This window comes from Pseudomonas sp. MF7453 (genome assembly GCF_016405455.1).
GTDB lineage: Bacteria > Pseudomonadota > Gammaproteobacteria > Pseudomonadales > Pseudomonadaceae > Aquipseudomonas > Aquipseudomonas paralactis.
In genome coordinates, this window is record NZ_JAEKCN010000007.1 from 66,884 (window position 1) to 91,578 (window position 24,695).

At 61.2% G+C, this 24,695-nt stretch carries 22 protein-coding genes; 11 read left to right on the plus strand and 11 right to left on the minus strand.

Annotation, left to right across the window (positions count from 1 at the left end):
• Nucleotides 1-19: 19 nt before the first annotated feature.
• The 3 genes from JFT63_RS12650 to JFT63_RS12660 form a co-directional block, all read right to left on the minus strand.
• On the minus strand, nt 20-1,789 hold the full coding sequence (locus JFT63_RS12650) for an acyl-CoA dehydrogenase C-terminal domain-containing protein (protein ID WP_198844084.1): 1,770 nt from the start codon (nt 1,787-1,789) through the stop codon (nt 20-22).
• A gap of 90 nt (nt 1,790-1,879) precedes the next feature.
• On the minus strand, nt 1,880-3,169 hold the full coding sequence (locus JFT63_RS12655; RefSeq protein WP_198708091.1) for a GGDEF domain-containing protein: 1,290 nt from the start codon (nt 3,167-3,169) through the stop codon (nt 1,880-1,882).
• 315 nt (nt 3,170-3,484) lie between these two features.
• Nucleotides 3,485-5,290 carry a phenylacyl-CoA dehydrogenase gene (locus JFT63_RS12660; protein WP_057702235.1) on the minus strand — a complete coding sequence of 602 codons (1,806 nt, stop codon included), beginning with the start codon at nt 5,288-5,290 and terminating at the stop codon, nt 3,485-3,487.
• A gap of 52 nt (nt 5,291-5,342) precedes the next feature.
• Here JFT63_RS12660 and JFT63_RS12665 point away from each other — a divergent pair, with 52 nt between their 5' ends.
• The gene (locus tag JFT63_RS12665) at nt 5,343-5,618 is read left to right on the plus strand and encodes a hypothetical protein (RefSeq protein WP_186560328.1); all 276 of its coding nucleotides are present in this window, start codon (nt 5,343-5,345) and stop codon (nt 5,616-5,618) included.
• On the opposite strand, the gene JFT63_RS12670 is transcribed toward JFT63_RS12665, so the two are convergent.
• From JFT63_RS12670 to bioB, 6 genes are all read right to left on the minus strand, one after another.
• The gene (locus tag JFT63_RS12670) at nt 5,609-5,890 is read right to left on the minus strand and encodes a hypothetical protein (protein WP_057702233.1); all 282 of its coding nucleotides are present in this window, start codon (nt 5,888-5,890) and stop codon (nt 5,609-5,611) included. The genes JFT63_RS12665 and JFT63_RS12670 overlap by 10 nt on opposite strands.
• Before the next feature lie 106 nt (nt 5,891-5,996).
• Complete coding sequence (bioD, locus tag JFT63_RS12675) at nt 5,997-6,677, minus strand: dethiobiotin synthase (RefSeq protein WP_057702232.1); 681 nt, start codon at nt 6,675-6,677, stop codon at nt 5,997-5,999.
• Nucleotides 6,674-7,486 carry a malonyl-ACP O-methyltransferase BioC gene (bioC, locus tag JFT63_RS12680; protein ID WP_198844085.1) on the minus strand — a complete coding sequence of 271 codons (813 nt, stop codon included), beginning with the start codon at nt 7,484-7,486 and terminating at the stop codon, nt 6,674-6,676. Before bioC ends, bioD begins: the two co-directional genes overlap by 4 nt.
• The gene (locus tag JFT63_RS12685; RefSeq protein ID WP_057702230.1) at nt 7,479-8,210 is read right to left on the minus strand and encodes an alpha/beta fold hydrolase; all 732 of its coding nucleotides are present in this window, start codon (nt 8,208-8,210) and stop codon (nt 7,479-7,481) included. Before JFT63_RS12685 ends, bioC begins: the two co-directional genes overlap by 8 nt.
• Nucleotides 8,203-9,384 carry an 8-amino-7-oxononanoate synthase gene (gene bioF, locus JFT63_RS12690; RefSeq protein ID WP_198844086.1) on the minus strand — a complete coding sequence of 394 codons (1,182 nt, stop codon included), beginning with the start codon at nt 9,382-9,384 and terminating at the stop codon, nt 8,203-8,205. Before bioF ends, JFT63_RS12685 begins: the two co-directional genes overlap by 8 nt.
• An 11-nt stretch (nt 9,385-9,395) precedes the next feature.
• Complete coding sequence (gene bioB / locus JFT63_RS12695; RefSeq protein WP_005792092.1) at nt 9,396-10,451, minus strand: biotin synthase BioB; 1,056 nt, start codon at nt 10,449-10,451, stop codon at nt 9,396-9,398.
• A gap of 91 nt (nt 10,452-10,542) precedes the next feature.
• Here bioB and JFT63_RS12700 point away from each other — a divergent pair, with 91 nt between their 5' ends.
• The 5 genes from JFT63_RS12700 (at nt 10,543) to rarD (ending at nt 16,273) form a co-directional block, all read left to right on the plus strand.
• Nucleotides 10,543-11,280 (plus strand): ComF family protein, encoded by a 738-nt coding sequence (locus tag JFT63_RS12700; RefSeq protein WP_198844087.1) that lies wholly within the window; start codon nt 10,543-10,545, stop codon nt 11,278-11,280.
• A 57-nt stretch (nt 11,281-11,337) separates the two neighbouring features.
• Entirely contained in the window at nt 11,338-12,102 is a 765-nt protein-coding gene (locus JFT63_RS12705) for a TOBE domain-containing protein (protein WP_198844088.1), read from the plus strand.
• A gap of 70 nt (nt 12,103-12,172) precedes the next feature.
• Nucleotides 12,173-14,071: a PhoX family protein gene (locus JFT63_RS12710; protein WP_198844089.1), complete on the plus strand. Its 1,899-nt coding sequence runs from the start codon at nt 12,173-12,175 to the stop codon at nt 14,069-14,071.
• A gap of 161 nt (nt 14,072-14,232) precedes the next feature.
• A complete protein-coding gene (locus tag JFT63_RS12715; protein ID WP_057702225.1) occupies nt 14,233-15,207 on the plus strand; it encodes a serine/threonine protein kinase in 975 nt (324 codons plus the stop codon).
• Between the two features lie 181 nt (nt 15,208-15,388).
• Complete coding sequence (rarD, locus tag JFT63_RS12720) at nt 15,389-16,273, plus strand: EamA family transporter RarD (RefSeq protein ID WP_198844090.1); 885 nt, start codon at nt 15,389-15,391, stop codon at nt 16,271-16,273.
• Between the two features lie 222 nt (nt 16,274-16,495).
• Here the strand turns inward: rarD and JFT63_RS12725 are convergent, their stop codons facing one another.
• Nucleotides 16,496-17,008 carry a glycine cleavage system protein R gene (locus tag JFT63_RS12725; protein WP_198844091.1) on the minus strand — a complete coding sequence of 171 codons (513 nt, stop codon included), beginning with the start codon at nt 17,006-17,008 and terminating at the stop codon, nt 16,496-16,498.
• 362 nt (nt 17,009-17,370) lie between these two features.
• Here JFT63_RS12725 and JFT63_RS12730 point away from each other — a divergent pair, with 362 nt between their 5' ends.
• On the plus strand, nt 17,371-19,548 hold the full coding sequence (locus JFT63_RS12730; protein ID WP_057702223.1) for a malate synthase G: 2,178 nt from the start codon (nt 17,371-17,373) through the stop codon (nt 19,546-19,548).
• Between the two features lie 185 nt (nt 19,549-19,733).
• On the opposite strand, the gene JFT63_RS12735 is transcribed toward JFT63_RS12730, so the two are convergent.
• On the minus strand, nt 19,734-20,180 hold the full coding sequence (locus JFT63_RS12735; protein WP_057702222.1) for a response regulator: 447 nt from the start codon (nt 20,178-20,180) through the stop codon (nt 19,734-19,736).
• 245 nt (nt 20,181-20,425) lie between these two features.
• On the opposite strand from JFT63_RS12735, the gene JFT63_RS12740 reads away from it, so the two are divergent.
• The 4 genes from JFT63_RS12740 to JFT63_RS12755 all read left to right on the plus strand — a co-directional run bounded on the left by JFT63_RS12740 (nt 20,426) and on the right by JFT63_RS12755 (nt 24,636).
• Nucleotides 20,426-22,348 (plus strand): putative nucleotidyltransferase substrate binding domain-containing protein, encoded by a 1,923-nt coding sequence (locus JFT63_RS12740; RefSeq protein WP_198844164.1) that lies wholly within the window; start codon nt 20,426-20,428, stop codon nt 22,346-22,348.
• Entirely contained in the window at nt 22,345-23,052 is a 708-nt protein-coding gene (locus JFT63_RS12745) for a 3'-5' exonuclease (RefSeq protein ID WP_057702220.1), read from the plus strand. The genes JFT63_RS12740 and JFT63_RS12745 overlap by 4 nt, the downstream gene beginning before the upstream one ends.
• A 100-nt stretch (nt 23,053-23,152) precedes the next feature.
• Nucleotides 23,153-23,671 carry an RNA polymerase sigma factor gene (locus tag JFT63_RS12750; protein ID WP_005792103.1) on the plus strand — a complete coding sequence of 173 codons (519 nt, stop codon included), beginning with the start codon at nt 23,153-23,155 and terminating at the stop codon, nt 23,669-23,671.
• Nucleotides 23,668-24,636, plus strand: a complete 969-nt coding sequence (locus JFT63_RS12755; RefSeq protein WP_057702219.1) for a FecR domain-containing protein — start codon at nt 23,668-23,670, stop codon at nt 24,634-24,636. Before JFT63_RS12750 ends, JFT63_RS12755 begins: the two co-directional genes overlap by 4 nt.
• Nucleotides 24,637-24,695: the final 59 nt, after the last annotated feature.

Below are 24,695 nucleotides of genomic sequence, written 5' to 3' on the forward strand. Positions count from 1 at the left end.
TTCGCGAGCAAGCTCGCTCCTACAGGTTGAACGCGTCGGCTGGGAGACTCATCAGGCACTCACTGCCCGCTTCTACCGCCGCACGATGCGTGGCCGTACGCGGCAGCAGGCGCTTGAAATAGAACTCGCAGGTTGCCAGCTTGGCCCGGGCAAACTCGGCATCACCGTGCGCTTGCGCGGCGATCGCCATGCGCAACCACAGGTAGGCGAGGATGATGTAACCGCTGTACATCAGGTAATCCGTGGCCGCCGCGCCCACTTCGTCGGGATTCTTCATTGCTGCCGTCCCCACCTTCAGCGTCAACTCCCCCCATTGCTGGTTCAACTGATTGAGCTGTTCAACATAAGCCTTGAGCTGACCATGCTCGGCATTGGCGGCGCAGAACTTGTGCACGATTTTGGTAAACCCGCGCAGCAACTTGCCCTGGCTGCCCAGCACCTTGCGCCCCAGCAGGTCGAGGGCCTGAATGCCGTTGGTGCCTTCGTAAATCGGCGCGATTCGCGCATCGCGCGCCAATTGCTCCATGCCCCACTCGCGAATATAGCCATGCCCGCCAAACACTTGCATACCGTGGTTGGTCACCTCAAGCCCGGTTTCAGTCATAAAGGCTTTACAGATCGGCGTGAGGAAGGCCAGCAGGTCCTCGGCGTCCTGGCGCTGGTCGGCGTCGCTGCCCAGGTGCGCGGTATCGAGCAGTTGGGCGGTGAAGTAGGTCAGCGCACGATTGCCCTCATTGAAGGCTTTCATGGTCAGCAACATGCGGCGCACATCGGCGTGCACGATGATCGGATCGGCAGCTTTTTCCGGGGCCTTGGCACCGGTCAGCGAGCGCATCTGCAGGCGGTCGTTGGCGTACCTGATCGCACCCTGAAAGCTTGCTTCACCGTTGCACAGGCCCTGCATCCCGGTGCCGAGGCGAGCGTGGTTCATCATGGTGAACATACAGTTCAGGCCTTTGTTCGCCTCGCCGATCAAGAAGCCCTTGGCACCATCGAAGTTCAACACGCAGGTGGCCGAGGCCTTGATGCCCATCTTGTGCTCGATGGAGCCGCAGTGCACCGCATTGCGCTCGCCTGAATCGGCATGGAACTTGGGCACGATAAACAACGATATGCCTTTGGTGCCCGCCGGCGCATCCGGCAGTTTGGCCAGCACCAGGTGGATGATATTGGCGCTCATGTCGTGCTCACCGGCGGAGATGAAGATCTTGCTGCCGGTGACCGCGTAGCTGCCATCCGCCTGAGGCACGGCGCGGGTCTTGATCAAGCCCAGGTCGGTGCCGCAGTGGGCTTCGGTCAAGCACATGGTGCCGGTCCATTCGCCGGCAGTGAGTTTGCTCAGGTACGTGGTTTTTTGCTCCTCGGTGCCGTGGGCGTGGATCGCCGACATGGCACCGTGGGTCAGGCCCGGGTACATGCCCCACGAGGTATTGCTGGAGCCGATCATCTCGCTCAGCACCAGGCCCAGGGAATGCGGCAGGCCTTGGCCACCGTAGGCCGGGTCTGCCGCCACGCCGTGCCAGCCGCCTTCCACGTATTGGGCAAAGGCTTGCTTGAAGCCCTTGGGCGTAGTGACCACGCCATTGTCGAAATGACAGCCTTCTTCATCGCCGCTGCGATTGAGCGGCGCGAGCACGTTTTCGCAGAACCGGGCGCCCTCTTCAAGGATTGCATTGACCATGTCCGGGCTGGCATCCGTTGCGCCCAGAGTGGCGTAGTGGCCGTGAAAATCGAATACGTTATCGATCAGAAAGCGCATGTCGCGCAGAGGAGCTTTGTACTCAGGCATGGCAATGTCTCCGGCAGCAGATGGTTTGACCCTACTGCCGGTACCGCCGACGGACAATCACTGTAGCGCTGCTGAATACAGCACCATTACTCAACCGGCAGCACTTTCCATGCGCACCGCGCCACGGCGGTTCTGCCCGGCCGCGATCACGCAGTTACGCCCGGCCCCCTTGGCCGCGTAAAGCGCCTGGTCGGCGGACTTGAGCACCTCTTCAGGATTACGCTGCTCGGCCTGACGCTCGGCCACGCCAATGCTGACCGTCACCGACACGCTGGAGGCACCACTGCCCGCACGCCGTTGACGGCCTTGATGGTCGTCATGGGGCCGGTCCGGGTTGCGCAGTTTGATGTCGTAGCCGGCAATGATCTCGCGGATCTCCTCCAGATGCGGCATGCATTCATCCAGGGTCTTGCCGGCAAACACCACGGCAAATTCTTCACCGCCATAGCGGTAGGCACGCCCGCCACCATTGACCTTGGACAGCTTGCTCGCCACCAGGCGCAGCACTTGGTCGCCCACATCGTGGCCATGGGTGTCGTTGAAACGTTTGAAGTGATCGACGTCGCTCATCGCCAGCACATAGTTGCGCCCCAGCCGTTGCATGCGTTCGTTGAGGGCGCGGCGTCCCGGCAACCCGGTCAGCTCATCGCGAAACGCCATTTGATAGGCTTCGTGGGCCACACCGGCGGCGATCATCAACATCACTTGGCTGCACATGATATTGAGAGTGAACGGCAGGATGAAAGTCTGCGGCAACATCCAGAACAGGCCCAACACCCCCACCAGCTGGGCGGCGTGCAGCGGGCGTGGCTGATACCAATACTGGGCGGCCAGGGTGAGGAAGCCGATCAGGAACATCGGATAGGACAGCTGAATCAGGCTCATCCAGGCGCCATGCAGCACCGGCCAGCGGATCTCCGCCAACCAGCCCAGCAACGCCTGGGGAAAACTCTGTTCCAGGGCCAGTGCCACACTACCTACCGCAAGCAACACCGCGCAGCGGGCGACGAAATCACGGAACAGATGAGTTTTCTCCTGCCACAGCGCGTAGATGCTGAACAGCAGCGGCAACAGCAGGCAACACAGGTGGAACACCACCGCAGCGTCTTCACGTACGCGGCCATTGTCGCGATAGAAGTCGGTCTGGGTATCCAGCAGGAAATAGGCGACGTACACCGTGATCATCAGGAACAGTTCACGCTGGCGCCGATACACCGCGCAGTACGCACCGCCGAGCAGCAGGACCAGGGTCGGCAACACGTTGAACAGCGAGGTGAAGAAAACGTTGAGGTCCTTGACGTACGCAGCCGAAAGCCCGGCCAGCAACAGCAGCAGCGACGGTAAGAAATGGCTGAAACGTACAGCGGACACGCGTGACAAGGGTAAAACTCCGACCCGCAAACAAATAATGGCACTGTGCCTCTAGCGGTCAGTTAAGCACAATCGACCTGCATGTATCACATTGCCATCACTGTAACGGCAGCGGGTTGCAATCCCTGAGCGCATTACTGCGGTTTTTTATGCACGCCCTCTGTAGGAGCGAGCTTGCTCGCGAAGATCCCACCGGCACCGCGCTTATCCAGAATGCCCGCGTTATCGTTAGCGACCTTCGCGAGCAAGCGCGCTCCTAAAGGAGGGCAAAAAAACCGCCGCGTCCCGAAGGAGGCGGCGGTTTTTAGCAGAACCCGGAAAGGCTTAGTAAGCCAGGCCGAAATCTTCTTCTTTCATGTCCATCAGGTTGCTTGCGCCCGACAGCATGGTCGCCACGTGGGTGCGAGTACGCGGCAGGATGCGCTGGAAGTAGAAGCGCGCGGTCTGCAACTTGGCGGTGTAGAACGCCTCTTCGGTAGTGCCCGCAGCCAGTTTTTCAGCCGCCAGGCGCGCCATGTCGGCCCAGAAGTAAGCCAGGCACGCGTAGCCGGAGTACATCAGGTAATCCACCGAAGCGGCGCCGACTTCTTCACGGTCTTTCATCGCGGCCATGCCGACCTTCATGGTCAACTCGCCCCACTCTTTGTTCAGTGCCGCCAGCGGTGCAACGAACTCTTTGACCGCTTCGTTGCCTTCGTTGGCCTGGCAGAACTTGTGCACGATCTTGGTGAAGCCCTTGAGCGCTTCGCCTTGGGTCATCAGCACTTTACGGCCAAGCAAGTCCAGGGCCTGAATACCGGTGGTGCCTTCGTACAGCATCGAAATACGGCTGTCGCGAACGTTCTGTTCCATGCCCCACTCGGCGATGAAACCGTGACCACCGTAGATCTGTACGCCGTGGTTGGCCGACTCAAAGCCGACTTCGGTCATGAACGCCTTGGCGATCGGGGTCATGAAGGCCAGCAGGGCATCCGCCTGTTTCTTGGCTTCGTCGTCGGTGCCGTACTTGACGATGTCCACTTGCTTGGCGGTGAAGTACACCATCGCACGGTTGCCTTCGGCGAAGGCTTTCATGGTCAACAGCATACGGCGCACGTCAGGGTGCACGATGATCGGGTCCGCGGCTTTGTCCGGCGCTTTCGGGCCCGTCAGGGAACGCATTTGCAGGCGGTCGCGGGCATATTTCAGGCCACCCTGAAAGCCAATCTCGGCGTGGGACAGGCCTTGCAGCGCAGTACCCAGGCGAGCGGTGTTCATAAAGGTGAACATGCAGTTCAAACCTTTGTTCGCCGGGCCGATCAGGAAACCGGTGGCCGCGTCGAAGTTCATCACGCAAGTGGCGTTGCCGTGGATGCCCATCTTGTGTTCCAGGGAACCACAGGTCACCGCGTTGCGCTCGCCAATTGTGCCATCGGCATTGGGGAGGAACTTCGGCACGATAAACAGCGAGATACCCTTGGTGCCGGCCGGTGCATCCGGCAGGCGCGCCAGTACGATGTGGACGATGTTGTCGGCCATGTCGTGTTCACCGGCCGAGATGAAGATCTTGGTACCGGAGACTTTGTAGGAACCATCAGCCTGAGGTTCGGCCTTGGTACGCAGCATACCCAGGTCGGTACCGCAGTGTGGCTCGGTCAGGCACATGGTGCCGGTCCATTCACCCGACACCAGCTTGGTCAGGTAAGCCTCTTGCTGCTCGGGGGTGCCGTGCTCGGAAATGGTGTTCATCGCACCGTGGGACAGGCCCGGGTACATGCCCCACGACCAGTTGGCGGCGCCAACCATTTCGCTGACTGCCAGGCCCAGAGATTCCGGCAGGCCCTGGCCACCGTGCTCAACGTCATGGGCCAGGCTTGGCCAGCCGCCTTCGACGAATTGCTTGTAGGCTTCTTTGAAACCGGTAGGGGTCTTAACGCCTGACTCACTCCAGGTACACCCTTCGATGTCGCCCACGCGGTTCAGCGGTGCCAGAACTTGCTCACAGAACTTGGCGCCTTCTTCGAGGATGGCGTCGACCATGTCCGGGGTAGCGTCCTGGCAAGCCGGCAGGCTCTGATAGTGCGCTTCATAGCCGAGCAGTTCGTCACGAACGAAGCGAATATCACGCAAGGGGGCCTTGTAGTCAGGCATAGCGATAAACCTCTGCTGATGTATCTGGGATGAACAACCGCGTGGATTTGTTATGGCGGTCAAACAGGTGTTTGAAACATACGTTTACGACCCAGGGTTGTCAAGCGTCGGCCAGATGCCGTTTGTCTTGATGCAGGTCATCGCCGGGCACGGCAAGGCCTGCGGCGGGATGCCACACAGAATTTTCAGGAAAGATGAAGTTTTATGTAGGAGCGAGCTTGCTCGCGAAGGACATCAGCACACCGCGCCAGTTCAGGCGGCACGCGTTATCGTTGGCGTTTTTCGCGAGCAAGCTCGCTCCTACAGGGTGGGACGGGATCAGGCGTAGGTATCGATCAACGTACCGAGCATTTCATCCGAAGCCTTGGCGACTTTCGCTCCCAGCTCGACTTGAAACTTGCCTTGGGCCATTTCCACCATATTGCTCGCCGAATTAGACGCTTGGGCGCGGTCATTGGCTTGCAGACGGTCGCTTTGCGCGGCCGATGGCTGGGACGTTGCGGCGCTGGCGATCTTGCCGGCTGCCTGGTCGACACGGTTCTGCCCGGTCTGAATACTGCTCAGGCCCGAATAAAACGCGCTGCTTCCAGAGATTTCCATGGCGTAAGCCTGCCTTTAGAGAATCGTGAAGGTAGATTGAAGCAGACATCCTGGCAAAAGACCCGTCAAAAACACTAATGGCATATTGCCTTGCCGATAGCCAAAATCAGTCAAGCAGGTCCAACTCCAGGTACTCGGCCACGGCGGCGGCGCCCGCATCCTTGAGCTTCGGCACCCGCCCCAGGCAGGGCGCGGGCAAACGCTCGGCCAGGGTGGCGAGGTTTTCTTCCAGACGAGAGGTCTTGGGATCGATGATATTCGCCACCCAGCCAGCCAGCGGCAAGCCGTCCCGTGCGATGGCTTCGGCGGTAAGCAACGCGTGGCTGATGCAGCCCAGTCGCACGCCCACCACCAGGATCACTGGCAATTTGAGCGCCATGGCCAGGTCCGACAGGTTGGCTTGATCGGCCAGGGGCACGCGCCAGCCGCCCGCCCCTTCGATCAAGGTGAAGTCAGCTCCACGGGCCAGGATCTGTTGCATCGGCTTGAGCAACGATTGCACCGTCAGCCCCACGCCTGCCTCGCGCGCAGCCAAATGGGGCGCGATAGCCGGCTCGAATGCAACCGGGTTGACCTCGGCATAACTGAGCGGCAATGAGCACTCAGCCAGCAATGCCAGGGCATCGGCATTGCGCAAACCCTGGGCAGTCAATCGGCAACCCGAGGCCACCGGTTTTCCGGCGGCCGTGCTTTTGCCCGCGAGCCTGGCGGCGTGCAACAGGCCGGCCGCGATGGTGGTCTTGCCCACATCGGTGTCAGTGCCGGTGATGAAGTAAGCGACGCTCATAGCGGTTTCTCCAGTACGGCGTAAACCACCTGGTACGTGGCGGGCAGGCCCTGGGCCTGACGGAACTGCTCGTAAGCCTCTACCAGTGCAACAATCCGCGCGCGCCCCGTCAAGCCGCCGGGGCGGCCGGGGTTGAGGTTATGGGCGCCCAACGCTTTGAGTTCGTGGGTCAGGCTGCGCACATCCGGGTAATGCAGCACATGGGGTTGTCGCGCAAGGCTTACCACCCGCAAGCCGCTGGCCGCACATAGTTGCTGATAAGCCTCGAAAGTGCGAAAGCGATTGACGTGAACCAGGCCATCGACCGCTCGCCAGCTTTCGCGCAACTCATCCAGGGTACCCACGCACAGACTCGCGAACGCCAACACACCGCCAGGTCGCAACACACGCTGAGCTTCGCTGAGCACGGCATCGAAGTTGGCACACCATTGCACCGCCAGGCTGGAGAACAGCAACTCGAAGCTGCCGGCCTTCAGCGGCAGGCGTTCCGCATCACCGGCAATGAAATGTCGCGCACCGCCTAAAGGCCGCGCGTGGTTGAGCATGCCTTCGGCGATATCCAGCGCCACGCCCTCGCTCGCAGGCAAACGCTCACCCAGTACTCGGCTGAAATACCCCGTGCCGCAGCCCATATCCAGCCAGCGTGGTGGCGAAAGGTCAGCTGGCAAACGGCTGAGCAACTCATGCCCTACCGCGCGCTGCAACTCGGCCACGCTGTCGTAGCTGGCCGCTGCACGAGAAAACGAGGCGGCAACCTGGCGCTTGTCCGGCAAGGCGCCCGGCAGGCAAGGGTGGGATAAATCAGTCATCGACACACTCATGCAAAAAAGCCTGGATGGCCCCCGCGACACCGTGGGGGTCTTCCAGAAGAAACGCGTGACCGGCCTGTTCAATCAAGCCGACTTCTACATCGGGTAACAACGTCAGCAGGTCACTGGCGGCTTCGGCAGGCACCAACCCATCCAGGCCGGCAAACAGATGCAACTGCGGCCCGCGAAACGCCTGCAAGGCCGCCCGGGTATCCAGTTGCGCCAGCAGCTCCAGGCCGGGCATCAACACACTGGGGGCGGTATGTGGCGCACCGCTGACCAGCAAACGCGAGAGCCCGCGCGGATCTTGCGCCCCCTTGGCACACAACAGGCCGAAGCGCTTGAGGGTCACCTGGGAGTCGGCGTGGCAACCCGCCAAAAACGCATCGAAGGTCTCGGCGGGCATCCCGTGGGGCCAGCCGTCATGGGCGACGAAACACGGGTTGCTCGCCAGGGTCAGCAAACCGCAGCAACGTTCACCACGGCGCGCCGCCAACTCCGAAGCGAGCATCCCGCCCAGGGACCAGCCCCCGAGCCAGACGTTGTCCGCCAGCGTCGCATCGAGCTCGTCGAGCCACTCACTCAAATCACTGGAATCCAGCGCCGGCAAGGGCTCGATCTGTACCCGCAGGTGCTCGTTGAGGCCCTGCAGCGCCGCGGCCAACGGCTCCAGGGGCGACACACCGAGGCCCCAGCCGGGCAGCAGTATCAGGCGATCACGCATGGTCGGGCTCCGCTGCGTTCAATAACCGGAAACAGTCCTCTAACCCGTTTAACAATAGCTGCACCTGCGCTTCGCTGTGCGCCGCCGTCAATGTCACGCGCAACCTTGCACTACCGGCCGGAACAGTCGGCGGGCGGATTGCAGTCACCATCAGCCCACGCTCGCGCAGCATCTGTGACAGACGCAACGCTCGGGCGCTGTCGCCAATCAGGATCGGCTGGATTGGCGTAAAGCTGTCCATCAATGCCAGGCCCAACTGCTCGGCGCCGCGACGGAACTGACGGATCAACCCGTTGAGGTGCTTGCGCCGCCAGTGCTCGCTGCGCAGTAGCTCCAGGCTTTTGAGGGTGGCGCAGGCCAATGCCGGTGGTTGGCTGGTGGTGTAGATATACGGGCGGGCAAACTGGATCAGGCTTTCGATCAACGCTTCACTGCCTGCCACAAATGCCCCGGCGGTGCCGAAGGCTTTGCCCAGGGTACCCACCAGTACCGGTACATCGTCCTGGCTCAAGCCAAAATGCTCGACGATACCGCCGCCATTGGCGCCCAGCGGGCCAAAGCCATGGGCATCATCCACCATCAGCCAGGCACCTTTGGCCTTGGCTTCACGGGCCAGCGTCGGCAGGTCGGCCAGATCGCCGTCCATGCTGAACACCCCGTCGGTGACCACCAGCGTATTGCCGGTAGCCTTTTCCAAACGCTTGGCCAGGCTGGCGGCATCGTTATGCAGGTAGCGGTTGAACCGCGCCCCAGAGAGCAGACCCGCATCCAGCAATGAGGCGTGGTTGAGGCGGTCTTCCAGCACCGTATCGCCCTGCCCCACCAGCGCCGTGACCGCGCCCAGGTTGGCCATATAGCCGGTGGTAAACAGCAATGCACGCGGGCGCCCAGTCAGGTCAGCCAGGGCCTCTTCCAACTCATGGTGCGGCGTGGCGTGGCCCACTACCAGATGCGAAGCGCCGCCGCCCACGCCCCAACGGGCCGCTCCGGCGCGCCAGGCTTCGATCACCTGCGGGTGATTGGCCAGGCCCAGGTAATCGTTGTTGCAGAACGCCAGCAATGGCTGGCCATCCACCACCACTTCGGGCCCTTGAGGGCTCTGCAGCAACGGGCGTTGACGGTATAGATGTTCAGCACGGCGGGCAGCGAGGCGCGCAGCAAGATCAAAAGACATGCTGGCCTCGATTAAACAGCGGCGTTGTAGAACTGCTCGCTGCTCTTTTGCTCCACCAGCGCCTGCTCGATCGCGGCCTGGTGCACTTCATCGGCATGCTCTTCGCGGGCTTCGGGCAGGATGCCCAGGCGGGCGAACAGCTGCATGTCCTTGTCAGCCTGAGGGTTGGCGGTGGTCAGCAATTTATCGCCGTAGAAGATCGAGTTGGCACCGGCAAAAAACGCCAGGGCCTGCATCTGCTCGTTCATGGCTTCGCGGCCGGCGGACAGGCGCACGTGGGACTGCGGCATCAGGATGCGCGCCACCGCCAGCATACGGATGAAGTCGAAGGGGTCGATGTCCTCGGCATTTTCCAACGGTGTACCGGCCACCTTCACCAGCATGTTGATCGGCACCGACTCTGGATGCTCCGGCAGGTTGGCCAGTTGGATCAGCAGGTTGGCACGGTCGTCGAGGGACTCGCCCATGCCGAGGATACCGCCCGAGCAGATCTTCATCCCCGAATCACGCACATACGCCAGGGTTTGCAGGCGCTCGCTATAGGTGCGTGTGGTGATGATCGAGCCGTAGAACTCAGGCGATGTGTCGAGGTTATGGTTGTAGTAATCCAGGCCGGCCTGGGCCAGGGCTTCGGTCTGGTCCTGGTCGAGACGACCCAGGGTCATGCAGGTTTCCAGGCCCATGGCTTTCACGCCTTTGACCATCTCCAGCACGTAGGGCATGTCTTTGGCCGACGGGTGTTTCCACGCCGCGCCCATGCAGAAGCGTGTCGAGCCGATGGCCTTGGCGCGGGCGGCCTCTTCGAGGACCTTCTGCACCTCCATCAGCTTCTCTTTTTCCAGGCCGGTGTTGTAGTGACCCGACTGCGGACAATATTTGCAATCTTCCGGGCAGGCACCGGTCTTGATCGACAGCAGGGTCGATACCTGTACGCGGTTGGCGTCGAAATGCGCGCGGTGCACGGTCTGCGCCTGGAACAGCAGGTCATTGAACGGCTGCACGAACAGGGCTTTGACTTCGGCCAAAGACCAGTCGTGACGCAGGGTGGCAGAGGTGCTGGCGCTCATGGGCGATTCCTTGATTATGCTTTGGCTAACGCTGCGGGATGGCAATACCCACAGGCACGACACGGATGCTCGGCATATTTAAGGAAGATTCATGCACTGTCAACCTGAGCACAAACACCAAGTTTACATCTGGTTGGAAAACGTACAAACCTGCCTGATCTGCGACGAATGCACAGACTCCGGCGAAAATGTGTGCAACGCCTGCGAAACCGAACTGCCCTGGCTGCTGGAGCACTGTGAACGCTGCGCCCTGCCTTTGCCGATGGACGGGTTGATCTGCGGCCAGTGCCAAAAACACCCACCGGCCTTCAACCAGGTGATCGCACCCTGGACCTACAGCTTCCCCATCGACACCCTGGTCAGCCGCTTCAAGCACCAGGCGCGCTGGCCGCTGGGCCACATGCTGGCACGCCTGCTGGGGCAGCACCTGCAACATCGCTTCGATAATGCCGAACTCAACCGCCCCGACGCTCTGCTGCCGGTCCCCATGGCCCGCAAGCGCCTGCGCCAGCGCGGCTTTAACCAGGCGCTGATGGTGGCTCGCTGGCTCGGTAGCGCGCTTAACATTCCCCTCAATGAACGCGCCCTGCTGCGCCCGCATGAAACCGTGGCGCAGCAAGACCTCGACGCCAAGACCCGCAAACGCAACCTGCTCAACGCCTTTGCCCTGGCCCCCGGCGCTCAAATCGCAGGGCAACACCTGGCGCTGGTGGACGATGTACTCACCACCGGCGCCACCGCCCATAGCCTGGCGCGGTTATTGATGGACGCTGGTGCACGCCAGGTCGATGTCTATTGCCTGGCGCGCACTCCCAAACCCGGCCTCTGACTTGACTCCCCCGCGTCAGGGCGGCAACGTCGGTTTATCTCATCCAAGCGTATGCCCATGTCTCTGCCCAGCCCACTCAGCCAGCACATCATCCGTCGCCCCCAACGCATTGCCTTGTTGGGGCATATCGCCGAGCAAGGCTCTATCACCCGTGCCGCCAAAAGTGCTGGATTGAGTTACAAGGCTGCCTGGGACGCTATCGATGAACTGAACAATCTCGCGCAAAAACCGCTGGTGGAACGCAACGTCGGTGGCAAAGGCGGTGGCGGCGCCAGGCTGACGCAAGAGGGTGAACGGGTGCTGCGCCTTTACCAGCGCCTGCAGGTGCTGCAGGCCGAGCTGCTCGGTTCGGACGAAGCGGCCAGTGACTTCAACCTGCTCGGCCGCTTGATGTTGCGTACCAGCGCGCGCAACCAATTGCACGGCCAGGTCATCGCCATCGACAGCCAGGGCCGCAACGACAGGGTTCGCCTGCGGCTGGCCGGCGATCTGCACCTGGACGCACAGATCACCCATGAAAGCACTCAACGACTGGAGCTGCAGACCGGCGTGGAAGTGGTCGCCCTGATCAAGGCGGGATGGCTGGAATTGCGGGCGATCGGGCATCCGGAAACACCTGGACACAACTGTATGAACGGTGTGATTGAGACGATTCTCGGCGCCGAGGATGGCCCCAGCGAGGTGCGTATCTGCTTGCCCAACGGCCAGGTCTTATGCGCGCTGGCACCGCCCGCTGCACTCCTGGAACTCAACGCTGCCGAGGGCCAGCCGATCCAGGTGCAATTCGCCCCCAGCAATGTGCTGCTCGGGACCCCGGTGTAACGTCTTCAGGCTGCAACAATTTGGTCACAACCGCTCTTTAAGGTATCTGCAAAAATCGCGGGAGCCTGAGATGAGCCTATTAGAAGAAAACCAAGCCACTGACCTTGAACAGATGGTCGGCCTGACCCGCCGTCGCTTTATCGGTGCGGGCGCCCTGTGCGGCGCCGCGATGTTCCTGGGCGGTAACCTGTTGAGCCGCAGCGCCCTGGCGGTGAATGCGGCCTCTGCCAGCCCGCTGCTGGGTTTCGCCAGCATCGCCGCCGCCACCAGCGACACCATCACCCTGCCCCCGGGTTACAGCGCTTCGGTGCTGATCAGCTGGGGCCAGCCACTGCACAAGAACGCCCCGGCTTTCGACCCGTCGGGCAATGGCACGGCCAAGGCCCAGGAGCAGCAATTTGGCGACAACAACGACGGGATGAGCCTGTTTCCGTTCCCGGGCGACAACAACCGCGCCTTGATGGCGATCAACAACGAATACACCAATTACCGCTACCTCTACGCCCACGGCGGCGCGCCGCAATCGGCCGAGGAGGTGCGCAAGGCCCTGGCCAGCGAAGGCGTGTCGGTGATCGAAGTTCGGCGCAAGGGCGATACCTGGCAGTTCGTCCAGGACTCACGCTACAACCGGCGCATCCATGGCAATTCACCGATCCGCTTGAGCGGTCCCGCTGCCGGCCATGACTGGTTGAAAACCGCGACTGACAAAACCGGCAAGAAAGTCCTCGGCACGTTCCAGAATTGCGCCAACGGCATGACCCCGTGGGGCACCTACCTGACCTGCGAAGAGAATTTCACCGATTGCTTCGGCAGCAGCAACCCGCAGCAAACATTCGACGCCGGGCAGAAACGCTATGGCGTGGTAGCCGCCAGCAAAGACATCAACTGGCACCAGCACGACCCGCGCTTCGACCTGGCCAAGAACCCCAACGAACTCAACCGCCATGGCTGGGTGGTGGAGATCGATCCGTTCGACCCGCAATCCACCCCGGTCAAGCGCACGGCCCTGGGCCGCTTCAAACATGAAAATGCGGCCCTGGCCGAAACACGCGACGGCCGCGCCGTGGTGTACATGGGCGATGACGAGCGTGGCGAGTTCATCTACAAGTTCGTCAGCCGCGATCAGATCAACCACAACAACCCGAAAGCCAACAAAGACCTGCTCGACCACGGCACCTTGTACGTGGCCATCTTCGATGCGGGCGACGGCAACACCGACCATCCCAAGGGCAAAGGCCAGTGGGTTGAACTCACCCATGGCAAAAACGGCATCGACGCCAGCAGCGGTTTCGCCAACCAGGCCGAGGTGCTGATTCATGCGCGCCTGGCCGCCAGCGTGGTGAAAGCCACACGCATGGACCGCCCGGAATGGATCGTGGTCAGCCCCTCCGACGGCCAGGTCTATTGCACCCTGACCAACAACGCCAAGCGCGGCGAAGAAGGCCAGCCGGTGGGCGGCCCCAACCCACGGGAGAAAAACGTCTACGGCCAGATCCTGCGCTGGAAAGCCGACGCCGATAACCACGGTGCCACGGACTTTACCTGGGACTTGTTCGTGGTGGCCGGCAACCCGGGCGTGCACGGCGGTACGGCAAAGGGGGGCTCGTCCAATATCAACCCACAGAACATGTTCAACAGCCCCGATGGCCTGGGCTTCGACAAAGCCGGGCGCCTGTGGATCCTCACCGACGGCGACTACAGCAATGCGGGCGACTTTGCCGGCATGGGCAACAACCAGATGCTGTGTGCCGACCCGAGCACCGGGGAAATCCGCCGCTTCATGGTCGGGCCGGTGGCGTGTGAAGTCACCGGGATCAGCTTTGCACCGGATCAGAAAACCCTCTTTGTGGGCATTCAGCATCCGGGTGAAACCGGTGGTTCGACCTGGCCGCAGCATTTGCCGAACGGCAAGCCGCGCTCGTCGGTGATGGCGATTCGGCGGGATGATGGCGGGATCGTAGGCGCCTGATAGGCCGCTATCGCAGGCAAGCCAGCTCCCACATTTCGATGTGTAAATACATGCCAGTGTGGGAGCTGGCTTGCCTGCGAAGGCGTCCGCACAGTCACCGGCTATCTATGCTGTTACCATACCCGGCCGGACGCGGCGCCCTGCTGCGCGCAGGAGTTCGCATGGCCCACCCGTTTGAAACACTCACCCCTGATCTGGTCCTCGATGCCGTCGAAAGCATCGGTTTTCTCAGCGATGCCCGCGTATTGGCGCTCAACAGCTACGAAAACCGCGTGTATCAAGTGGGTATCGAAGACGCCGAACCACTGATCGCCAAGTTCTACCGGCCCCAACGCTGGACCAATGAGGCGATCCTCGAAGAGCACCGTTTTACCTTCGAACTGGCCGAGTGCGACGTACCGGTGGTTGCCCCGCTGATTCACAACGGCGAGAGCCTGTTCGAACACGCAGGTTTTCGCTTTACCCTGTTTCCCCGCCGTGGTGGCCGCGCGCCGGAGCCGGGCAACCTCGATCAGCTTTACCGACTTGGGCAACTGCTCGGGCGTTTGCACGCGGTGGGCTCCACCCGCCCGTTCGAACACCGCGAAGCCCTGGGGGTGAAGAATTTCGGTCACGACTCCCTCACCACCTTGCTTGAAGGCAACTTCATTCCCAAAAGCCTGTTGCCGGCCTACGAGTCCGTGGCCCGCGACCTGCTCAAGCGTGTGGAAGAGGTTTACAAGGCCACGCCGCACAAGAACATCCGTATGCACGGTGACTGCCACCCCGGCAACATGATGTGCCGCGACGAGATGTTCCATATCGTCGACCTGGATGACTGCCGCATGGGCCCGGCGGTGCAAGACCTGTGGATGATGCTCGCCGGCGACCGCCAGGAATGCCTGGGCCAGCTGTCGGAACTGATGGACGGCTACCAGGAGTTCCACGACTTCGACCCTCGCGAACTGGCCCTGATCGAGCCGCTGCGCGCCTTGCGCCTGATGCACTACAGCGCCTGGCTGGCACGGCGCTGGGATGATCCGGCGTTTCCCCACAGCTTCCCGTGGTTTGGCACCGAGCGCTATTGGGGCGACCAGGTGCTGGCATTGCGTGAGCAACTGTCGGCGCTCAATGAAGAACCGCTGAAACTCTTCTGACCAACACCACGCTCTCCTGTAGGAGCGAGCTTGCTCGCGAAAAACCCGAGAGCGCCTTTGGGTATCGCGTTATCGTTAACGATCTTCGCGAGCAAGCTCGCTCCTACAGTAAGCAGATCCCATTGTCTGACAAATATCCTTACAATCGCGCTTTGTTAGCTGCCTAAGCAAGGACTCTGCAATGCAAGCCGCCAACCCTCGCAAGGGGTACATCCTGGGCCTGAGTGCCTACGTTATCTGGGGTCTGTTCCCGCTCTATTTCAAAGCCATCGCCAGCGTGCCCGCCGCCGAGATCATCGTGCACCGTGTGCTCTGGTCAGCGCTGTTCGGTGGTTTGCTGTTGATGGTGTGGAAACACCCTGGCTGGTTTCGCGAACTGCGTGACAACCCCAAGCGCCTGGCGATCCTGGCACTCAGCGGTTCGCTGATCGCGGCCAACTGGCTGACCTATGTGTGGTCGGTGAACAGCGGGCGCATGCTTGAAGCCAGCCTGGGTTACTACATCAACCCGCTGGTGAATGTGCTGCTGGGTATGTTGATCCTCGGTGAACGCCTGCGCCGCCTGCAATGGGTGGCGGTGGGGTTGGCGGCGATCGGTGTGGCGCAACAGGTGTGGCAGGTGGGTAGCTTGCCGTGGGTGTCACTGGCGCTGGCGCTGACGTTCGGTTTTTACGGCTTGATCCGTAAACAGGCCCCGGTCAAGGCGCTGCCGGGGCTGGTGGTGGAAACCTGGATGCTGGTACCGATTGCTGTCGCCTGGTTGCTGTTCAATCCCTCGGCCCACAGTGCCCAATTGGAATTCTGGAGTACATCAGAAGCCTGGTGGTTGGTGGCTGCAGGGCCGGTAACTCTGATTCCATTGGTCTGCTTCAACGCCGCAGCAAGGCATTTGCCTTACACGGCTCTGGGCTTTTTGCAGTATGTGGCGCCGACCCTGGTGCTGCTGGAAGCAGTATTGCTGTTCGGCGAACACCTGGCGCCCGCCACGCTGATTGCCTTCGCCTTCATCTGGGCTGGCCTGGTGATCTACAGCGTGGATGCATGGCTGACGGTGCGCAAACACTGATCAAATAACGTACAAACCTATGCAGGCCACGGCGCGCGTGGCTTGCAGCGTTTCACCCCAAGGTTATCCACAACCTGATCCCCGCCATTTGTGCACAAGCCCTTGAAACTGCTCGTTTTTTGCTCAGCTGACGGAGAGCCCCGGCCCGCGTGGCCTGGCGCCGGGTCTCTACAGGTTATCCACAGGCCCATGCAAGATTTCCATGCATAACCTTGTGGGTGGTTATTCCTCGTTGCGCAGTTCCACCATCAAATCGTCGGCCAAGGTTTCGAGCGACTCCTGCAAACGCTCCAGAGACAGCTTGGACGGCACCTGCAACAAAGCTTCGGCATTGAACAACGGGTCCCCACTCATGGGCGCCGGGCGTACATCGGTACTCAAGCGTTCCACGTTGACCCCCTGCTGGCTCAACAGCGCCGTAATCTCGCGCACAATGCCCGAGCGGTCATTGCCCACCAGCGTCATCACAATCGATTTGGACACGGCCGCCTGCCCTGTGCTGCCCTCACCCACCAGCACGCGTATGCCATGTGTGGATAAGTCTTCCAGCGCGCCCACCAATGCCTGACGTTGCTCCGTCGGCACGCTGACCCGCAGGATCCCGGCGAACTGCCCGGCCATGTGGGCCATGCGGCTTTCCAGCCAGTTACCGCCGTGGGCGGCAATGTTCTGCGCAATGCGTTCAACCAGGCCGGGTTTGTCGGCGGCGATAATTGTGAGTACAAGATGGTCCATGGCGAAATACCTCGGGTGCGTTTCCTGTAGGAGCGAGCTTGCTCGCGAAGGTCGTCAACGATAATGCGAAAAAACTGACACTGCGGTGCTCTCAGGTTTTTCGCGAGCAAGCTCGCTCCTACAAAGTGGACGCGCGGTCGCTTGAAAACAAATCGTGTACCATTTTTATATTTATCTGGAACAATCCAATAGTTTTTTGAGAACATCCGGTTCTCCGCTGTGACCGTACGACCAAAGTGGGTCGCTAAACGACGTATTTAGTCTAATTTTCACAACCGCAAGTCATCATGTAGTATGCCCAACCGTGCACTACATAATGAAAATCTGAAAAAGCGCATAAGCTCCGCAGAGTGAGGCAAGCAATGACTGAACACGTTCAAGTCGGTGGCCTGCAGGTCGCCAAAGTCCTGTTCGACTTCGTGAACAACGAAGCCATTCCCGGTACCGGCATTACTGCCGACCAGTTCTGGGCCGGTGCCGACAAGGTCATCCACGACCTGGCACCGAAGAACAAAGCCCTACTCGCCAAACGCGACGATTTCCAGGTGCGGATCGATACCTGGCACCAGACCCACGCCGGCCAGGCCCACGACCCGGTGGCCTACAAAGCCTTCCTGCAAGACATCGGCTATCTGCTGCCAGAAGCTGCAGACTTTGAGGCCTCGACCCAAAACGTCGACGACGAAATCGCGCGCATGGCCGGCCCACAACTGGTGGTGCCGGTGATGAATGCGCGCTTTGCCCTCAACGCCTCGAATGCGCGCTGGGGCTCGCTGTACGACGCGCTTTACGGCACCGACGCCATCAGCGAAGCCGACGGTGCCGAAAAGGGCAAGGGCTACAACAAGGTGCGTGGCGACAAGGTCATCGCCTTTGCCCGCGCCTTCCTCGACGAAGCCGCACCGCTGAGCGCCGGCAGCCACGTCGATTCCACCGGCTACAAAATCGTTGATGGCAAGCTGATTGTCAGCCTCAAAGGCGGCAGCAACAGCGGCCTGCGAGACGATGCCCAGTTGATCGGTTTCCAGGGCCCCGCGGCCGAGCCGATTGCAATCTTGTTCAAACACAACGGCCTGCACTTCGAGTTGCAGATCGACGCCAGCACCCCGGTCGGCCAGACCGATGCCGCCGGCGTCAAAGACGTGCTGATGGAAGCCGCGCTGACCACCATCATGGACTGCGAAGACTCCGTTGCCGCCGTGGATGCCGATGACAAGGTGGTGATCTACCGCAACTGGCTCGGCCTGATGAAGGGCGACCTGGCCGAAGAAGTGGCCAAGGGCGGCAAGACCTTCACCCGCACCATGAACCCTGATCGCGTGTACACCGGCATCGACGGTAACGACGTGACCCTGCATGGCCGTTCGCTGCTGTTCGTGCGCAACGTTGGCCACCTGATGACCATCGACGCGATCCTCGACAAAAACGGCAACGAAGTGCCCGAAGGCATCCTTGACGGCCTGATTACCAGCCTGGCGGCGATCCACAGCCTCAATGGCAACAACACGCGCAAGAACAGCCGTACCGGTTCGGTGTACATCGTCAAACCGAAGATGCATGGCCCGGAAGAAGCTGCGTTCACCAACGAGCTGTTCGGCCGCATCGAAGAGGTGCTGAACCTGGCGCGCAATACGCTGAAAGTCGGGATCATGGACGAGGAGCGCCGTACCACGGTCAACCTCAAGGCCTGCATCAAGGCCGCCAGCGAGCGCGTGGTGTTTATCAACACCGGTTTCCTCGACCGTACCGGCGACGAAATCCACACCTCCATGGAAGCCGGCGCGATGGTGCGCAAAGCTGCCATGAAGGCGGAAAAATGGATCGGTGCCTACGAAAACTGGAACGTCGATATCGGCTTGAGCACCGGCCTGCAAGGTCGTGCACAAATCGGTAAAGGCATGTGGGCCATGCCCGACCTGATGGCGGCGATGCTTGAGCAGAAAATCGCCCATCCATTGGCCGGTGCCAACACCGCCTGGGTACCGTCGCCGACCGCTGCGGCGCTCCACGCGTTGCATTACCACAAGGTCGACGTATTTGCCCGCCAGGCCGAACTGGCCAAGCGCGAACGCGCCTCGGTGGACGATATCCTCACCATTCCTCTGGCCAGCAACACCGATTGGTCTGACGAAGAGATCCGCAACGAACTGGACAACAACGCCCAGGGCATCCTCGGCTATGTGGTGCGCTGGATCGACCAGGGCGTGGGCTGCTCCAAGGTGCCCGACATCAACGACGTCGGCCTGATGGAAGACCGCGCCACCCTGCGTATCTCCAGCCAGCACATCGCCAACTGGCTGCGCCACGGCATCGTCAACGAAGCTCAAGTGATGGAAAGCCTCAAGCGCATGGCGCCGGTGGTGGACCGTCAGAATGCCGGGGATGCGTTGTATCGCCCACTGGCACCGGATTTCGACAGCAACATCGCGTTCCAGGCAGCGGTGGAGTTGGTGATTGAAGGAACCAGGCAGCCTAACGGTTATACCGAGCCGGTGTTGCACCGCAGGCGTCGGGAGTTCAAGGCCAAGAACGGCCTGTAATGGTAGGAGCGAGCTTGCTCGCACCAACAGATGCAAAAAAGCCCTGATCGAAAGATCGGGGCTTTTTTATCAGTGTCAGTTAGACCGCGTTGCCTGAATCGCAGGCAAGCCAGCTCCCACAGGAGTGCATTTCAAATGTGGGAGCCGGGCTTGCCCGCGAAGAGGCCAGGCCATTCACCCCACACTCAGGGCAGCATCCCCAACTCCCGCTTCACCAACTTCGCCAACTTCACGCTATCAATCGGCTTGAGCAAAAAGTCCACCACACTCAAGTGCATCGCATCGATCACATCCGGCGCTTCCGCGTCCCCCGACATGATGATGATCGGCAGCGCCGCCCGGGTCGACTCACGCACCTGGCGAATCAACTCCAGGCCATTACTCGGTGCCATACGCAGGTCGGTGATCAGCAAGCCGATGGAGCTGCTCGATTTCAACAAATCCCATGCCGCCTCACCACTGTCGGCGGTCAAGCAGCGAATGCCGTCCAGCCCCAGGATTTCCGCCAGCAGTTCACGCGCATCCTTGTCGTCGTCCACGATCAATACGCGTTGGGGCGGTAAATCAGGCTCGAGCATCACGGCGCTCAGCGCCTCGCGCTCGGCATCACTCAAAATATCGTGGTCGGACATACGTTTCTCAGCAGTTCTAAATCAATCTCCCAGCACTCGTCAGACATCTGTGCAAGGTCGAACAATGTGCACTTCGTCGGAAAGTTTGCCTAGTGGGCGTTCTACGGGGTTTGGACGATAGTCATGTAAGGTTTTTCCCTAGTTGTGCAGCGTTTTCACCGACCTAGACTTACGTCCAATGGGCACCCGCGGTGCAGGAGTCGACCATGCAGCACGATAACGACAAAAACACTGCGGTCACTGTTATGAGTAAAGCTGATGCATTCGCACAGGCGGGTAAAACCGCTGTGTTGCAGAACATCCACGGCACCCTGCAATTGCTGCAACGCTTCCCGCCGTTCAACCAGATGGAACAGGCGCACTTGGCCTTCCTGGTGGAGCAGTGCCAACTGCGCTTTTACGGCCAGGGCGACAGCATCCTCAAACCGTCGGGCGGGCCGGTCGAGCATTTCTATATCGTCAAACAGGGCCGGGTGGTCGGCGAGCGGCCAGACTCACCGGATCCCACCTTCGAAATCACCACCGGCGAGTGCTTTCCCCTCGCCGCGTTGTTGGGTGAACGTGCGACCCGCACCGAGCATAAAGCCGCGCAAGACACCTTCTGCCTGCAACTGAACAAGCCGGCGTTTATCAAGCTGTTTGCCCTTTCCAGCCCGTTTCGGGATTTTGCCTTGCGCGGGGTCAGCAGCCTGCTCGACCAGGTCAACCAGCAAGTGCAGCAAAAAGCCGTTGAAACCCTCGGCACCCAATACTCCCTGAATACCCGCCTGGGCGAATTGGCCATGCGCCACCCGGTGACGTGCAGTCCACACACGCCGCTGCGTGAAGCAGTGACGTTGATGCACGAGCAACAGGTCGGCAGCATTGTGATTGTTAACGAGCACAAAGCGCCCCTGGGCATCTTCACCCTGCGCGACCTGCGCCAGGTGGTGGCTGATGGCACCAGCGATTTCAGCCAGGGCATCGAGGGCCATATGACCCAGGCGCCGTTCTTCCTGAGCCCGGACCACAGTGCCTTCGATGCCGCCATCGCCATGACCGAACGGCATATCGCTCATGTGTGCCTGGTCAAAGACCAGCGCCTGTGCGGCGTGGTGTCCGAGCGTGATTTGTTCTCTTTGCAACGCGTGGACCTGGTGCACCTGGCCCGCACCATCCGCAACGCGCCCCGGGTGGATAACCTGGTCGCGATCCGCGGTGAAATCGGCCAGTTGGTAGAACGGATGCTTGCCCATGGCGCGTCGTCCACCCAGATCACCCACATCATTACGCTGCTTAACGACCACACCGTATGCCGGCTGATCGAGTTGACCCTGGCGGAAAAAGGCGACCCCGGCGTGCCATTCAGTTGGCTGTGTTTCGGCAGCGAAGGCCGCCGCGAGCAAACGCTGTACACCGATCAGGACAACGGCATTCTGTTCGAGGCCAGAGACGCCGTCGAAGCGGCCGAGATACGTGAGCGCCTGCTTCCCCTGGCGCAGCACATCAATCAAAGCCTGGCGCTGTGCGGCTTCAGCCTGTGCAAGGGCAATATCATGGCCGGCAACCCCGAGCTGTGCTTGTCTCGGGTGGAGTGGGCGCGGCGCTTCGGCGCGTTTATTCGCGAGGCGACACCGGAGAACTTACTGAGCTCAAGCATCTACTTTGATTTGCGTGCGGTGTGGGGCGACGAGCGTGGTTGCGAGCAACTGCGTCAGGGCATTCTCGATCAGGTCGCGGACAACCCTTTGTTCCAGCGCATGTTGGCCGAAAACGCATTACGCCAGCGCCCGCCCGTAGGACGTTTTCGCGAGTTCGTGCTGACCCGCAAGGGCAGCGAAAAGGCCACCCTGGATCTCAAGGTGCAGGGCCTGACTCCCTTTGTCGATGGCGCACGCCTGCTCGCCCTGGCCAACGGTATCCACGCCAATAACACCCTGGAACGCCTGCGTCAGTTGGTAGACAAGCAAGTGATCGAGCCGCTGGACGGCGCCGCCTACGAAGAGGCCTACCACTTCATTCAGCAAACAAGAATGCAGCAGCATCAATTGCAGACCCGCGAGAACCAGCCCTACTCCAACCGCGTCGACCCCGACAGCCTCAACCACCTCGACCGACGCATCCTGCGTGAATCCCTGCGCCAGGCCCAGCGCCTGCAAAGCAGCCTGACCTTGCGGTATCAACTGTGAGTTGGTTCGGCTGGTTTCATAAGCAAAAACCCGGGCTGGATGCCGCACAACAACAGCGCCTGGAACAACTGCCCACGCCTGGCGCATTGGGCGATGGTTCGTTACGCAGCCAACGCTGGGTAGTGGTGGACCTGGAAACCAGCGGCCTGAACCTTAACCGTGACCAGGTGCTGTCCATCGGCGCCGTGGTGATCGAGGACGGCGCGGTGGATTTTTCGCAACTGTTCGAACGCACCCTGCAACGTACCGACACCAAGCTCAGCCCCAGCGTGCTGATCCACGGCCTCGGCCCCAGTGCGATCGCCGCCGGCAGCGACCCGGCCGAGGCGTTGCTGGATTTTATGGCGTTTGTAGGCGACAGCCCGTTGCTGGCCTTCCATGCACCGTTCGATCAACACATGCTGGGCCGGGCGCTCAAGGACAGCCTGGGTTATCGCCTGGCCCACCCGTTTCTCGACGTGGCCGACCTGGCGCCGCTGTTGTGCCCCGACGCCACGCTGCGCGAGGCCGGGTTGGACGACTGGCTCAACCATTTCCAGCTACAGGTCGGCGAGCGTCATCACGCCAGCGCCGATGCGCTGGTCACGGCGGAGCTGATGCTGATCCTGTTCAGCCGTGCGCGGCAGCAACAGATCGACACGCCCCATGCGCTGCAAGAGCGTTTGGCCCAGTGGAAACGCCGTCAACAAGCGCCATCGTTTTAATGTCACCGCCCGACAGACGCCAATTGCGCCCACCCCACGGCTCTGACACAATCGCGAATAATTCTCGTTAGTTTACACTTCTTGTTTATTCGGTGATGCCTTGTCGTCGGTCCAGACCCCACACAGTGAGCTTGTTGGCGCGTTGTATCGCGACCATCGTGGCTGGCTGTTGGCCTGGCTACGCCGCAATGTAGCCTGCCCGAGCCGCGCCGAAGACCTGAGCCAGGACACCTTCATGCGTCTGCTGGGCCGCGACGGCTTGCGTGAACCCCGCGAACCCAGAGCATTCCTGGTGGCCATCGCCAAGGGCCTGCTGTTCGACTACTTCCGTCGTGCCGCCCTGGAGCAGGCGTATCTCACTGAGTTGATGCTGATCCCCGAAAGCGAACACCCTTCGCCGGAAGCACAGCAACTGATCCTCGAAGACCTCAAGGCCATCGACCGCCTGCTCGGCAAGCTGTCGAGCAAGGCCCGCGCCGCTTTCCTCTATAACCGCCTCGATGGCCTGGGCCACGCTGAAATCGCCCAGCGCCTCGGCGTGTCGGTGCCCCGTGTGCGCCAGTACCTGGCCCAGGGCATACGTCAGTGCTACATCGCGCTGTATGGCGAGCCGTCGTGACAGCCATTGGCTCCAGGCCGGTGTCGGCACGGGTGCTGGATGCCGCGATTGCCTGGCAGTTGTCCCTGGATTCGGGTGACGGCAGTGCGGTGGAACAAGAAGAGTTCGCCAAATGGCTGGCCAGCGATGAGGAACATGCGCGCGCCTGGCGCCAGCTGGGTATGCTCGATCAGCGTTTCAGCGTGGCCGCCGGCCCTGCCCGGGCGGCGTTGCTGCAATCGCGCCACGGCATCCGCCAGCGCGTACGCAAGTTGGGCCGTGGCCTGGCGAGCATCGTACTGGTGTGTGGCCTGGCGTTGTTTGCCGGCGAGCGTTACGTGCCGATCCACTATTGGCTGGCCGACCAGCGCACCGCCACCGGCGAACAACGCACGCTGAAACTGGCGGATGGCACTTCGATCAACCTCAATACCCATAGCGCCATTGATGTGCGCTTCGACGAAAAACGCCGATTGATTGTGTTGCAGGAGGGCGAAATCCTCGTCGAAACCGGCCACAACGATTCACGCCCGTTCTATGTACAAACCCGTGACGGCAGCCTGCGAGCGCTGGGCACCCGGTTTATCGTCAAGCGCGAAGATGACGCCACGCGCCTGAGTGTGTTGCAGTCCGCCGTGGCCGCCCAGCCTGAAGCGCTGCATCAGGAACAGATTTTCAAGGCCGGCCAGCAAGTAGTGATGCGCAGCGACGGCCTTGGCCCGCTGCTGGCCGTGACACCCGCCACCGACGCCTGGACCCGCGGCATGTTGGTGGTCGACAACGCCCGCCTGGGCGATGTGATCGAAGAACTGGGCCGCTACCGCACCGGGCATTTGGGCGTGGATGACAACGTGGCAGACCTGCGCATCACCGGCAGCTTCCCGCTGCACGACACCACGCTGGCGTTGAATGCGCTGTTGCCGACCTTGCCGGTGCAGATCGAGCAGCACACGCCGTGGTGGGTGACCGTCAAGGGTAAGCCTTAGGGTTTTCGGCGTCTGGAGATCGCTATCGGGGGCAAGCCCCCTCCCACACTTGAACCTCG

Excerpts from the sequence above, each read along its gene's own strand:
- JFT63_RS12660 (WP_057702235.1), bottom strand. The coding sequence starts at position 5,290 with ATGCCTGACTACAAGGCCCCCTTGCGTGATATTCGCTTCGTTCGTGAC.
- JFT63_RS12730 (WP_057702223.1), top strand. The coding sequence starts at position 17,371 with ATGACTGAACACGTTCAAGTCGGTGGCCTGCAGGTCGCCAAAGTCCTG.
- JFT63_RS12740 (WP_198844164.1), top strand. The coding sequence starts at position 20,426 with ATGAGTAAAGCTGATGCATTCGCACAGGCGGGTAAAACCGCTGTGTTG.
- bioF (WP_198844086.1), bottom strand. The coding sequence starts at position 9,384 with ATGTCTTTTGATCTTGCTGCGCGCCTCGCTGCCCGCCGTGCTGAACAT.
- bioB (WP_005792092.1), bottom strand. The coding sequence starts at position 10,451 with ATGAGCGCCAGCACCTCTGCCACCCTGCGTCACGACTGGTCTTTGGCC.
- JFT63_RS12665 (WP_186560328.1), top strand. The coding sequence starts at position 5,343 with ATGGCGGTCAAACAGGTGTTTGAAACATACGTTTACGACCCAGGGTTG.
- JFT63_RS12710 (WP_198844089.1), top strand. The coding sequence starts at position 12,173 with ATGAGCCTATTAGAAGAAAACCAAGCCACTGACCTTGAACAGATGGTC.
- JFT63_RS12715 (WP_057702225.1), top strand. The coding sequence starts at position 14,233 with ATGGCCCACCCGTTTGAAACACTCACCCCTGATCTGGTCCTCGATGCC.
- rarD (WP_198844090.1), top strand. The coding sequence starts at position 15,389 with ATGCAAGCCGCCAACCCTCGCAAGGGGTACATCCTGGGCCTGAGTGCC.
- JFT63_RS12735 (WP_057702222.1), bottom strand. The coding sequence starts at position 20,180 with ATGTCCGACCACGATATTTTGAGTGATGCCGAGCGCGAGGCGCTGAGC.
- JFT63_RS12685 (WP_057702230.1), bottom strand. The coding sequence starts at position 8,210 with ATGCGTGATCGCCTGATACTGCTGCCCGGCTGGGGCCTCGGTGTGTCG.
- JFT63_RS12670 (WP_057702233.1), bottom strand. The coding sequence starts at position 5,890 with ATGGAAATCTCTGGAAGCAGCGCGTTTTATTCGGGCCTGAGCAGTATT.
- bioC (WP_198844085.1), bottom strand. The coding sequence starts at position 7,486 with ATGACTGATTTATCCCACCCTTGCCTGCCGGGCGCCTTGCCGGACAAG.
- JFT63_RS12650 (WP_198844084.1), bottom strand. The coding sequence starts at position 1,789 with ATGCCTGAGTACAAAGCTCCTCTGCGCGACATGCGCTTTCTGATCGAT.
- JFT63_RS12705 (WP_198844088.1), top strand. The coding sequence starts at position 11,338 with ATGTCTCTGCCCAGCCCACTCAGCCAGCACATCATCCGTCGCCCCCAA.
- bioD (WP_057702232.1), bottom strand. The coding sequence starts at position 6,677 with ATGAGCGTCGCTTACTTCATCACCGGCACTGACACCGATGTGGGCAAG.
- JFT63_RS12700 (WP_198844087.1), top strand. The coding sequence starts at position 10,543 with ATGCACTGTCAACCTGAGCACAAACACCAAGTTTACATCTGGTTGGAA.
- JFT63_RS12725 (WP_198844091.1), bottom strand. The coding sequence starts at position 17,008 with ATGGACCATCTTGTACTCACAATTATCGCCGCCGACAAACCCGGCCTG.